This window comes from Pseudomonas panipatensis, assembly GCF_900099785.1.
GTDB lineage: Bacteria > Pseudomonadota > Gammaproteobacteria > Pseudomonadales > Pseudomonadaceae > Pseudomonas > Pseudomonas panipatensis.
On record NZ_FNDS01000017.1, the window covers coordinates 35,756 to 47,777 of the forward strand.

9 protein-coding genes and 1 pseudogene are annotated in these 12,022 nt (G+C 67.0%); 5 read left to right on the top strand and 5 right to left on the bottom strand.

The window, feature by feature from the left end; translation table 11 throughout:
* Positions 1-49: 49 nt before the first annotated feature.
* Positions 50-1,024, top strand: a pseudogene (locus tag BLQ74_RS25620) (PAS domain-containing protein); the annotation flags it as partial.
* Positions 1,025-1,351: 327 nt separating this feature from the next.
* Here the strand turns inward: BLQ74_RS25620 and BLQ74_RS25625 are convergent.
* The 5 genes from BLQ74_RS25625 to glnT all read right to left on the bottom strand — a co-directional run bounded on the left by BLQ74_RS25625 (position 1,352) and on the right by glnT (position 7,723).
* Positions 1,352-2,671 carry an ammonium transporter gene (locus tag BLQ74_RS25625; RefSeq protein ID WP_090268142.1) on the bottom strand — a complete coding sequence of 440 codons (1,320 nt, stop codon included), beginning with the start codon at positions 2,669-2,671 and terminating at the stop codon, positions 1,352-1,354.
* 655 nt (positions 2,672-3,326) lie between these two features.
* Entirely contained in the window at positions 3,327-4,652 is a 1,326-nt protein-coding gene (locus BLQ74_RS25630; protein ID WP_090268144.1) for an FMN-binding glutamate synthase family protein, read from the bottom strand.
* 57 nt (positions 4,653-4,709) lie between these two features.
* Complete coding sequence (locus BLQ74_RS25635) at positions 4,710-5,384, bottom strand: GltB/FmdC/FwdC-like GXGXG domain-containing protein (protein ID WP_090268146.1); 675 nt, start codon at positions 5,382-5,384, stop codon at positions 4,710-4,712.
* Positions 5,385-5,395: 11 nt separating this feature from the next.
* Positions 5,396-6,301 (bottom strand): class II glutamine amidotransferase, encoded by a 906-nt coding sequence (locus BLQ74_RS25640; protein ID WP_090268148.1) that lies wholly within the window; start codon positions 6,299-6,301, stop codon positions 5,396-5,398.
* An 87-nt stretch (positions 6,302-6,388) separates the two neighbouring features.
* Complete coding sequence (gene glnT, locus BLQ74_RS25645; protein ID WP_090268150.1) at positions 6,389-7,723, bottom strand: type III glutamate--ammonia ligase; 1,335 nt, start codon at positions 7,721-7,723, stop codon at positions 6,389-6,391.
* Between the two features lie 354 nt (positions 7,724-8,077).
* Between glnT and BLQ74_RS25650 the strand changes: the two genes are divergently transcribed.
* The 4 genes from BLQ74_RS25650 (at position 8,078) to BLQ74_RS25665 (ending at position 12,021) form a co-directional block, all read left to right on the top strand.
* Positions 8,078-8,671 carry a helix-turn-helix domain-containing protein gene (locus BLQ74_RS25650; protein WP_090268152.1) on the top strand — a complete coding sequence of 198 codons (594 nt, stop codon included), beginning with the start codon at positions 8,078-8,080 and terminating at the stop codon, positions 8,669-8,671.
* A 379-nt stretch (positions 8,672-9,050) separates the two neighbouring features.
* Positions 9,051-9,878, top strand: a complete 828-nt coding sequence (locus tag BLQ74_RS25655) for a formyltetrahydrofolate deformylase (RefSeq protein ID WP_090268154.1) — start codon at positions 9,051-9,053, stop codon at positions 9,876-9,878.
* The gene (gene folD, locus BLQ74_RS25660) at positions 9,875-10,798 is read left to right on the top strand and encodes a bifunctional methylenetetrahydrofolate dehydrogenase/methenyltetrahydrofolate cyclohydrolase FolD (RefSeq protein ID WP_090268155.1); all 924 of its coding nucleotides are present in this window, start codon (positions 9,875-9,877) and stop codon (positions 10,796-10,798) included. The genes BLQ74_RS25655 and folD overlap by 4 nt, the downstream gene beginning before the upstream one ends.
* On the top strand, positions 10,780-12,021 hold the full coding sequence (locus BLQ74_RS25665; protein WP_090268157.1) for an FAD-dependent oxidoreductase: 1,242 nt from the start codon (positions 10,780-10,782) through the stop codon (positions 12,019-12,021). Before folD ends, BLQ74_RS25665 begins: the two co-directional genes overlap by 19 nt.
* Position 12,022: the final 1 nt, after the last annotated feature.

The following is a 12,022-nucleotide window of genomic DNA, read 5'->3' on the forward strand; positions in this document are numbered from 1 at the left end:
GCACGTTCGTATCCAAGGCCGGCACAGGCCATCCAGGGAGAATCCGCCCATGTTGTTCCGTAAACCGCTCCGTGAACTGACCGGCGAACTCGAACGGCTGCTCGACCACCTGCTCGACGGCCAGGCGCTCGACCCACTGCGCCAGGACTATCTGCAAAGCCAGCCGCACCTGTTCGCCCGCCTCAACGAGCTGCAGCGCCGCTGGCACGACCAGCAACGCGAGAACCAGGCGGCCCGCGCGCAACCGGCGCCGGCCTGCAGCGACGCCGAATACCAGGCGCTGTACGCCGAGCGCGACGCGCTGCAACGGCGCTGCGCGGCGCAGCAGGAGGAGCTGCAGGCCAGCCAGGCGCAGCTCGCCGGCTTGCTCGACGAGCGCCATCGCTGGGAGGAACGCCAGCAGGTCTGGGAACTGACCCAGCAGGCGCTGACCGAAGGCTGCTGGAACCTCAGCGTGGTCGATGGCGATCCGGACAACCCGCGCAACGTCATCCGCTGGTCCGAACAGTTCCGCACCCTGCTCGGCTACAGCCAGGCGGAATTCCCCGATGGCTGGGACAGCTTCTTCGCCGTGGCCAACCCGGACGACGTCAAGGAGGTCATGCGCGTCTTCGCCGAGGCCATGCAGCAGTCCGGCAGCGGCGCCTACGCCGTGGAGTACCGCATCCGCCACAAGAGCCGCGGGGAAATCTGGGTCCGCGAACGCGGCCGCTGCCTGCGCAACGCCGCCGGGCTGCTGACCCACGTGACCGGCGCGGTGCGCGACATCAGCGACGAGAAGGCCGCCGCCAGCCTGCACGAGCGCGAGCAGGCAAGCACGCAGAACACCTACGGACGCATCGCGCAGATCGCCGGGGCGATCCAGGCCATCGCCGCGCAGACCAACCTGCTGGCGCTCAACGCCGCCATCGAAGCGGCGCGCGCCGGCGAGTCCGGGCGCGGTTTCGCGGTGGTCGCCGATGAGGTGCGCGGGCTGGCCACGCGCACCCAGGAGTCGGTGCAGCAGATCCAGGCCATGTTGCAGTTGGGCAAGACCGCCTGAGCCCTGGCCAGCGGCCCCTGGCGCTCGTCAGGCCAGGGGTCGCGACGGCCGCGCGCGATGCCGGGGCGCTGGCTTGGCAGGCCGCGAAAGGAGGCGGCGGCACGCGCGCAGGCCTTGGCGCCTGGGCATGTCGGGCAGGTTGTGCGGGTCGGCTGGGCGGGCGCCCGGGGGGAGCGGCCACATCCGTGTGGCCTTCGGTTCCCGGCCCCAGGAACGGGGTCGCTCCCTGCGACTCGGTGACCGCGCGCCAGGACGGCGCGCGGTGGCGAAGCGCCATGCGGCCACGCTCGGCGAGCGTGGCCCGGTGGCTCAGAGGTTGTAGGCGCGCTCGTTGTGCTCGGCGAGATCCAGGCCCATCTCTTCGTTCTCGCTGGAGGCGCGCAGGCCGACCAGCAGCTTGACCAGGCCGAGGATCGCCCAGCTCACCACGAAGCAGTAGACGAAGGTGAAGGCCACGCCCTTGAGCTGGATGAGGAACTGCGGGAGCACCTCGGCGCCGTCGACGTAGCCGCCCATCGAGGGCGCGGCGAAGATGCCGGTGAGCAGCGCGCCGACCATGCCGCCGATGCCGTGCAGGCTGAACACGTCGAGCGTGTCGTCGTAGCCGAAGGCCTGCTTCAAGCGGCTCACGGCGAAGAAGCAGATGGTCCCGGTGAGCAGGCCGATGAGCAGCGCGCCGATCGGCCCGACATAGGCGCAGGCCGGGGTGATGCCGACCAGCCCGGCCAGGGCGCCGGAGGCGGCGCCGAGGGCGCTCGGCCGGCCGTGGATCATCTTCTCGGTGAGCATCCAGCCGACGATGCCGGCACAGGCGGCGATCATGGTGGTGAGCATGACGATGCCGGCGCCGGTGTTGACCATCAGGCCCGAGCCGATGTTGAAGCCGAACCAGCCGACCCAGAGCATGCCCGCGCCGATCATGGTGAAGCCGAGATTGTGCGGCGGCATCGAGGTATGCGGGTAACCCTTGCGCTTGCCGAGCATCAGCGCGGCGGCCAGCGCGGCGACGCCGGAGTTGATGTGCACGGCGGTGCCGCCGGCGAAGTCGAGCATGCCCCAGTTGACCATCAGCGCACCCGGTCCGCCCCAGACCATGTGGGCGATGGGCGCGTAGACCAGGGTGAACCACAGCGCCATGAACAGCAGCGAGGCGCTGAACTTCATGCGCTCGGCGAAGCCGCCGGCGATCAGCGCCGGGGTGATGATGGCGAAGGTCAGCTGGAACACGCTGTAGACGCCTTCGGGAATGTTGCCCATCAGGCTGTCGTGCTTCATGTCGAGCATGAACAGCTTGCTCAGGCCGCCGACGAAGCTGTTGAAGGTGATCTGGTTGGCGACCATGCCATTGGTGTCGACCACGATGCTGTAGCCGTACACCACCCAGAGCACGCCGATGACCCCGGCGGTGGCGAACAGCTGGGTGAAGATCGAGAGGAAGTTCTTCGCCCGCAGCATGCCGCCGTAGAACAGCGCCAGGCCGGGGATGCACATGAGCAGGACGAACATGGCCGCGGTCATCATCCAGGCCGTGGTGCCGGTGTCCAGGGTGACGTCGGCGGCATGCGCCAACGGGGCGAGGGCGAACAGCGGGGCCGCCAGGGCCAGGCGCGATAGCGATCGGTGTTTCATGGGCTCACTCCAGGTCGATGTCCGTATTGCGGAAGGCCGGCGGGGTCTGTGCCCCTTGGGTGGCGATCCGGTTGTTGCGGTGGCACTCCGTCGGGGGCTGTGGTTAGCAATTCCCTTCAGGAACTTATGTTTCACCTGAGGAATGCAAGGCCTTGGCCAGAACCGCGAACCGGCCGAAGAAAAATCACTAGATGCGTCGATTCAACGGCTTAGGCGCGCCTCGCAGAACCAAGTCTGACCGGCCAGTCAGACCAGGCTGCGCTTTATCAGTGCGAATTAAATATTCCCTCACCGAAATGTCGCAGCCCCCAACCGCCGCCCGTAGGCTGGGTCGAGCGCCGTAGGATGGGTCGAGCGCGAAGCGCGATATCCATGCTGTCGTCGCCCCTGCCATCGCCCCTGCATGGCTACCACCACGCCCTGCCCGGCGATGGGTATCGCTGCGCTCCACGCCATCCTACGAACCCGGCCGACCAGGTCGCACCCGCCATCGCCAACGAGCCCGTAGGATGGGTCGAGCGCGAAGCGCGATACCCATGCTGTCGCCCATGCCATCGCCCCTGCATGGCAACCACCACGCCTGGCAATCTTTCGCGCCCACGAACGAAACCGCCGGCCCGAGGGCCGGCGGTGGGTGCGCGGAGAACGATTGCTATCAGTAGCGCACTTGCCCCGGCACCCAGTTGGTCCCGGCCAGGGGCACGCGGGCCATGGCGGCGGCTTCCACGGTCAGCGCCACCAGGTCCTCGGGGTCGAGGTTGTGCAGGTGCGACTTGCCGCAGGCGCGGGCCATGGTCTGCGCTTCCAGCACCAGCACGCGCAGGTAGTTGGCCAGGCGGCGGCCGGCTTCCACCGGGTCGAGGCGCTTGGACAGTTCCGGGTCCTGGGTGGTGATGCCGGCCGGGTCGCGGCCGTTCTGCCAGTCGTCGTAGAAGCCGGCGGCGGAGCCGATCTTCTTCAGCTCTTCATCCAGCCGCGGGTGGTTGTCGCCCAGGGCGATCAGCGCGGCGGTGCCGATGGCCACCGCGTCGGCGCCCAGGGCCATGGCCTTGGCCACGTCGGCGCCGTTGCGGATGCCGCCGGAGACGATCAGTTGCACCTTGCGGTGCATGCCCATTTCCTGCAGGGCCTGCACGGCCTGGGGGATGGCCGGCAGGATCGGGATGCCGACGTGTTCGATGAAGACTTCCTGGGTCGCCGCGGTGCCGCCCTGCATGCCGTCGAGGACGATCACGTCGGCGCCGGCCTTCACCGCCAGCTTGACGTCGTAGTACGGGCGGCTGGCGCCGATCTTCACGTAGATGGGTTTTTCCCAGTCGGTGATCTCGCGCAGCTCGGCGATTTTGATCGCCAGGTCGTCCGGGCCGGTCCAGTCCGGGTGACGGCAGGCGCTGCGCTGATCGACGCCGATCGGCAGGGTGCGCATGCCGGCGACGCGCTCGGTGACTTTCATGCCCAGCAGCATGCCGCCGCCACCCGGCTTGGCGCCCTGGCCGAGGACGATCTCGATGGCGTCGGCCTTGCGCAGGTCGTCGGGGTTCATGCCGTAGCGCGACGGCAGGTACTGGTAGACCAGGTGCCTGGACTGGCCGCGCTCTTCCGGGGTCATGCCGCCGTCGCCGGTGGTGGTGCTGGTGCCGGCGATGGAGGCGCCACGGCCGAGGGCTTCCTTGGCGTTGGCCGAGAGCGCGCCGAAGCTCATGCCGGCGATGGTCACCGGAATCTTCAGGTGGATCGGCTTCTTGGCGAAGCGGGTGCCGAGCACCACGTCGGTGCCGCACTTCTCGCGGTAGCCTTCCAGCGGGTAGCGCGAGACGCTGGCGCCGAGCAGCAGCAGGTCGTCGAAGTGCGGCAGCTTGCGCTTGGTGCCGCCGCCGCGGATGTCATAGATGCCGGTCTCGGCGGCGCGCTGGATTTCCTGGATGGTCAGGCGATCGAAGGTGGCGGACTCGCGCAGCACCGGGGTGTGTTTCTCGCTCATGTGAAGCTCCTCGAATTCGGGGGCCGAGGGCGCGGGCGGGCCGCGCCGACAGCGGGATCAGTACGCCGAGGCGTTGTCGACCTTGAAGTTGTACAGCTGGCGGGCCGAGCCGTAGCGCTTGAAGCTGGCCGGGTCTTCGTCGAAGCCGGCGCGGTTGAGCAGCTCTTTCAGCTCTTCCAGGTGCTCGGCGCGCATCTCTTTCTCGATGCAGTCGGAGCCCAGCGAGGCGACCGTGCCCTTCACATAGATGCGCGTCTCGTACAGCGAATCGCCGAGGGCGTCGCCGGCGTCGCCGCAGACCACCAGGCGCCCGGCCTGGGCCATGAAGCAGCTCATGTGGCCGATGCTGCCGCCGACCACGATGTCGACGCCCTTCATCGAGATGCCGCAGCGCGCGCCGGCATCGCCTTCGATCACCAGCAGCCCGCCGTGGGCGGTGGCGCCGGCGGCCTGGGAGGCGCTGCCTTTGACCCGCACCGAACCGGACATCATGTTCTCCGCCACGCCGACGCCGACGTTGCCGTGCACGGTGATGCTGGCCTTCTGGTTCATGCCGGCGCAGTAGTAGCCGGCGTGCCCCTGGATATCGATGCTCACGGCCTGGTTCACGCCCACCGCGAGGTTGTGCTTGCCGTCCGGGTGGCTGACCACCCACTCGCGGTCCTGCACGTCGCCGTGCAGGGCCTGGTTCAGTTCACGCACCGAGGCGCTGGAAAGGTCGATGGTTTTCATTCGGATGCTCCTCAGGCGCTTTCGCGTTCCCAGATGTACATGGTGGCCGGGGCGGGCTCCCACACTTTGGCCTTGTCGATGCCCGGCAGGCTGGCCAGGGCCTGGTATTCCGAGGCCATGGCCACGTAGTCGTCGGTCTCGGCGAGGATCGCCGGCTTGCAGGCGATCGGGTCGCGGATCACGGCGAAGCCGTTGCGGGTGCCGATGGCGAAGGTGAAGAAGCCGTCGAGGTCCTCCAGGGACTTGTCCAGCGCTTCCTTCAGGCTGTCGCCCTGCTGCAGGCGCCAGGTCAGGTAGCCGGCGGCCACTTCGGTGTCGTTGTCGGTTTCGAAGGCGATGCCCTGGCGCTTGAGTTCCTGGCGCAGGCGGAAGTGGTTGGACAGCGAGCCGTTGTGCACCAGGCAGAGGTCGGCGCCGGTGGAGAACGGGTGGCTGCCTTCCATGGTCACCGCGCTTTCGGTGGCCATGCGGGTGTGGCCGATGATGTGGCTGCCCTTCATCTTGGCCAGGCCGAAGCGCTCGGAGATTTCCGCCGGCAGGCCCATGCCCTTGAGGATTTCGATGCTCTGCCCGGCGCTCATGATGCGCAGCGTCGGCGCCAGCTCGGCCAGCGCTTCGCGTACCGCGGCCTCGCTGCAATGAATCTTCAGCACCGCGGCGCTGGCGTTCTGGAACCAGTCCAGCGAGCAGCCCAGGCGGCTTTCCAGGGCGCCCATCAGGCTCTTCCAGTCATACTCGAGGCTGCTCGCCTGGAGGGTCAGCTTGACCCAGCCAGCGGCCACTTCATCGCCATAGATGGCGAACCCGGCGCTGTCCGGGCCGCGATCGGTCATGGCTTCCAGCATGGGTTCGAACAGCTTGCCGAGCTGGCTCTCCAGCGCGGGGTTCTTCAGGTAAAGACCGACGATTCCACACATGTTTTGTCTCCTTCGAGGCAGCAGGCGGCCGCCGCTTGCACGGTCGCCCAGAGGGGGTTGCGCACGCCGCCTGACGCGGCGCGCGGATCAGAAGAATTCGGTGTAGCGCTGGATCTCCCAGTCGGAGACGTGGCGGCTGTACTCCACCCACTCCATGCGCTTGAGCTTGATGAACTCGTCGACGATCTCGGCGCCGAGCACCTCGCGGAACAGCGGGTCGGCCTCCAGCGCGTCGGCGGCTTCCTTGAGCGACTGCGGCAGGGTCTGGATGCCGCGCGCGGCGATCTCCTCCAGGCTCAGGTTGTAGAGGTTCTCGTTGCACATGGCGCCCGGTTCCAACTGGCGGTCGATGCCATCGAGGCCGGCGGCGATGATCGCGGCGGTCACCAGGTAGGGGTTGCAGCCGGCGTCGGGCAGGCGGAACTCCAGGCGGCCGTAGGGGATGCGCACCATCGCCGAGCGGTTGTTGGCGCCGTAGGCGATGAACGCCGGGGCCCAGGTCGCGCCGGACAGCGAGCGGCCCACCACCAGGCGTTTGTAGGAGTTCACCGTGGGCGCGGCGAAGGCGCACAGGGCCGGACCGTGGGCCAGCAGGCCGGCGGCGAAGTGGTAGGCCAGCTTGGACAGGCCGACGCCGTTGGGGTCGCTGGCGTCGTGGAACAGGTTCTTGTTGCTGGCGCTGGCCAGCGACAGGTGGAAGTGCATGCCGTTGCCGGCGCGCTTCGGATCGGGCTTGGGCATGAACGAGCAGATCATGCCGAGGTCGTTGGCGATCTCGCCGGCGGCCATGCGGAAGAAGGTGAAGCGGTCGGCCGACTCCATGGCGTCGCTGTAGGTGTAGTTGATCTCGAACTGGCCGTTGGCGTCCTCGTGGTCGATCTGGTAGATGTCGAAACCGACCGGCTGCAGGGCCTCGGTGAGGCGTTCGAGGAACGCGCGGGAGCGCGACAGGCCTTTGTAGTCGTAGCAGGGCTTGTCGAGGTTGTCGGAGGCATCGACCAGTTGCAGCTTGCCCTGGGCGTCGCGGCGGAACAGGCTGAACTCCGGCTCCAGGCCGGTGTTCAGGGTCCAGCCCTTGTCGGCCAGACGCTGCACCTGCTGCTGCAACACAAAGCGGCTGTCGTAGGGGTGCGGCTGGCCATCGACATGGCCGATGCAGACCACGCGGCCGTACCCCGGCTGCCAGGGCACCGGAATCAGCGTGGAGAGATCGCCACGGGCCATGAAGTCCGGACCGTGCGGCTCCATGCCCATGCCGCAGATGGCGAACCCGGCGAAGCCGGCGCCCTCCTCGGCCACGGCCTTGAGCCCGGACACCGGCACCGATTTGGTCTTCGCCGCACCATGGATGTCGACGAACTGGGCCAGGACATACTTGATGCCATGCTGATCGATGATGCGCTGCGTTTCAGTGGGCAACATGGGTCTTCACTCCTCGTAATGGGCACAGCATTCGGTTTTTCCGGCGACGCCAGGGCGGGCCGGAAGGGGTTCGCTGACCGGGGCGACGGTGGCGCGCAGGATCGACTGAGCGGGTGTTGCGCGTTGGGTCATTGGCCAGAATTCCATTCAGGAAACTTACTTTCCTCTCAGGAATGCAATCCCCTTGCCAAGTTCGCCGTGCCCCTGGCGATTGCCGCGAAAGGCGCTTTTCTGCTGTATATATGGGAAACTTGCTTTCACTGTGGGAAAGTAGCGCGGCCGCAAATGCATCGACGCACTTTCCTTGTGCGAAAGTATTTTTCTTGAACTGAAATTGTGCAGGGATACCCACGCATGCCGACAGAGACCGAACCACGCCTCCGCCTGGAGCAGTACCTGGGAATGCAGATCAAGCGCCAGCGCCAGGAGCAGGAACTCAAGCTGGCCGATGTGGCGCGCATCGCAGGCATCAGCCAGGGCATGTTGAGCAAGATCGAGAACGCCCAGGTGTCCACCAGCCTGGACACCCTGAGCCGCCTCTGCGACGTGCTCGGCATGCCGATGTCCAAACTGTTCAGCCAGTACGACCAGCCGGACGGCAACGCCATCCTGGTGAAGGCCGGCGAAGGCCTGGAAGTGGTGCGCCGTGGCACCGAGAAGGGTCACACCTACCAGCTGCTCAACCACACCCGCGGGCCGAAGAAGAACTTCGAGGCCTACATGGTCAGCATGGACGACGCCAGCGAGGAGTTCCCGACCTTCTCCCACCCCGGCACCGAGTTCCTCCACCTGCTCGAAGGCGAACTGGTCTACCGCCACGGCAACCAGCTCTATCACATGCAGGCCGGCGACAGCCTGACCTTCGACGGCGAAACCCCGCACGGCCCGGAGAAGCTGGTGCAGGTGCCGATCCGCCTGCTGTCGATCATGAACTACGGCAACGACTGACCCGCCCCCGCGCGCGCTCCGCCCATCCTGCGCAAGCCCCGACGCCGTAGGATGGGTCGAGCGCGCAGCGCGATCCCCATGCCGCCGCCCCGCTCCGTAGGGCGGATAGAGCGCAACGCTCTGTCCGCCGGCAGCGCCAACGGCGGATAACGCCCGAGACGACCTTCGCCCCTCCCCTCGCCGACCACCCGGCAAAAACTTTCCTCACAGGATAAAAATTTTCTCCAGGGTATGGACCCGCAGCATCGCTTCGCCTATAAAAGCGCGAAAGGAAATTTATATTCTCATCAGGAAATTTCGTTCGCGGGTGAATCCCTTCTTCACCCCTGAACCTTTCGCCCTTGCGCCGAGCTGCCCCCACTCATTTCGAGGACCCGACATGCAACACGCCACCAGCCATTTCATCATTCGCATCAGTTGTCCGGCGGTGTCCGGCATCGTCGCGGCGGTGACCACCTTCCTGGCCGAGCAGGGTTGCTACATCAGCGAGATGGCGCAGTTCGACGACGAGACCAGCGGGCGCTTCTTCATGCGCGCGGTGTTCCGCTTCAACGATGGCCTGCAGGGCGACATCGGCATAATCGAGAGCGGATTCGCCGAGGTCGCCAGCCGCTTCGACATGGACTGGAGCCTGCACAGCAGCGCCAAGCCGATGCGCGTCTTGCTGATGGTCAGCAAGTTCGACCATTGCCTGTCCGACCTGCTCTACCGGCACAACAAGGGCGAGCTGGACATGACCATCACCGCCATCGTCTCCAACCACCTCGACCTGCGGCCAATGGCCGAGCGCGAAGGCATCCGCTTCATCTACCTGCCGGTGACCAAGGACACCAAGGCCCAGCAGGAAGCCGAGCTGCTGCGCATCGTCGAAGACACCAGGACCGAACTGGTGGTCCTGGCGCGCTACATGCAGATCCTCTCCGACGACCTGTGCAAGCAGCTCTCCGGTCGCGCCATCAATATCCACCACTCATTCCTCCCCGGCTTCAAGGGCGCCAAGCCCTACCACCAGGCCTACGAGCGCGGCGTCAAGCTGATCGGCGCCACCGCCCACTACGTCACCAATAACCAAAACCACGCCTACCTGCCCGACGACCTGGTCGCCATTGGCCGCGACACCGAGACCATCGCCCTGTCGCGGGCGGTGAAATACCACCTCGAGCACCGCGTGTTCCTCAACCGCGACCGCACGGTGATCTTCCGATGAGCAGCCAGCCCAGCGTCAAACTGATCGACGGCAAGGCTGCCTCGGCGCGGGTGCTCGCCGAGGTCCGCGCGGAAGTCCAGGCGCTGCGCGGCGACGGCATCCAGCCGGCGCTGGCGGTGGTGCTGGTCGGCAGCGACCCGGCCAGCCAGGTCTACGTGCGCAACAAGGTGCTGCGCGCCGAGGAAACCGGCATCCGCTCGCTGGAATTCAAGCTGCCGGCGGACACCGCCGAGGCTGAACTGCTGGCACTGATCGAGCGACTCAACGCCGATGCCGAGGTCAACGGCATCCTCGTGCAACTGCCGCTGCCCGCGCACATCGACGAGAACCGTGTGCTGCAGGCGATCGCTCCGCTGAAAGACGTCGACGGCTTCCACAGCGAAAACGTCGGCGGCCTCAGCCAGGGCCGCGAGGTGCTCACGCCCTGCACGCCGAGCGGCTGCATGCGCTTGCTGCGCGATGCCTGCGGCGAGCTGCGCGGCAAGCACGCGGTGGTGATCGGCCGCTCGAACATCGTCGGCAAGCCGATGGCGGCCCTGCTCTTGCAAGCCGATTGCACCGTCACCGTGCTGCACTCGCGCAGCCGCGACCTGCCGGCGCTGTGCCGCCAGGCCGACATCGTCGTCGCCGCAGTCGGCAAGCCTCGGCTGATCGACGCCAGCTGGCTGAAGCCCGGCGCGGTGGTGATCGACGTCGGCATCAACCGCATCGATGAAGACGGCCGCAGCAAGCTGGTCGGCGATGTCGACTTCGACAGCGCCCTGGCCCAGGCCTCGGCCATTACCCCGGTACCCGGCGGCGTCGGTCCGATGACCATCGCCTATCTGATGAAGAACACCCTGGTCGCCGCCCGCCTGCAACGTCAGGCGCCGCGTGGCGCCCGCATCCCGGAGGATGCCGCATGCCCTTCGCTCTCCTGAAATACGGCCTCAGCGCCGACTACCCGGTGGAAGTCGACCTGCCGCCGCCCTGCGAACTCAAGCCGCGCTACGACGTGGTGATCATCGGCGCCGGCGGCCACGGCCTGGCCACCGCCTACTACCTGTCGAAGTACCACGGCATCACCAATGTGGCGGTGCTGGAGAAGGCCTACCTGGGCGGCGGCAACACCGCGCGCAACACCGCGGTGATCCGCTCCAACTACCTCACCAGCGAAGGCGTGAAGTTCTACGCCGAGTCGGTGCGGATGTTCCAGGAGCTGTCCAACGAGTTCGACTTCAACATCATGTACTCCGAGCGCGGCCAGCTCACCCTGGCGCACACCGACGCCACGGTGCGCGCCTTCCGCCAGCGCGCCGAAGTGAACAAGCACTTCGGCGGGCGCACCGAGATGATCGACCGCCAGCAGATCCGCGAGCTGGTGCCGACCCTCAACCTCGACCCCGGCCACCTGCCGGTGATCGCCGGGCTCTGGCACATCGACGGCGCCACCGCGCGCCACGACGCCGTGGCCTGGGGCTATGCCAAGCAGGCGGCCAAGCGCGGCGTGGAAATCCACCAGCTCACCGAAGTGCAGGACCTGGTGGTGGAGAACGGCCGCATCACGGCGCTGAAGACCAATCGCGGCAACGTGCAGTGCGGCTGCGTGGTGCAGGCCATCGCCGGGGCCAGTTCGCTGCTGATGGCCAAGGCCGGCATCCGCGCGCCGATCCACACCTACCCGCTGCAAGCCATGGTCACCCAGCCGTTCAAGCCCTTCCTCGATCCGCTGGTGAGTTCTTCGGCGCTGCACTGCTACGTGCAGCAGACCAGCCGTGGCGAACTGGTCTTCGGCGGCGGCTCCGACCCCTACCCGCTGTACAACACCCGCTCGACCCTGGACCTCAAGGAAAGCCTGCTGGCCCACGCCATCGAGATGTTCCCGTTCATGGCCAACGCCAAGCTGATGCGCCAGTGGGCCGGGATCACCGACATGACCCCGGACTACAGCCCGATCATGGGCCTGTCGCCGGTGCAGAACTATTACCTCGACGCCGGCTGGGGCACCTGGGGCTTCAAGTCCACGCCCATCTGCGGCAAGACCATGGCCGAACTGGTGGCCAGCGGCGGCAAGGTGCCGGAGCTGATCGCCCCCTTCGCCCTGGAGCGCTTCAGCCGCTTCCAGCAGGTCAACGAAATGGGCGCCACCGCGGCCAGCCACTGAG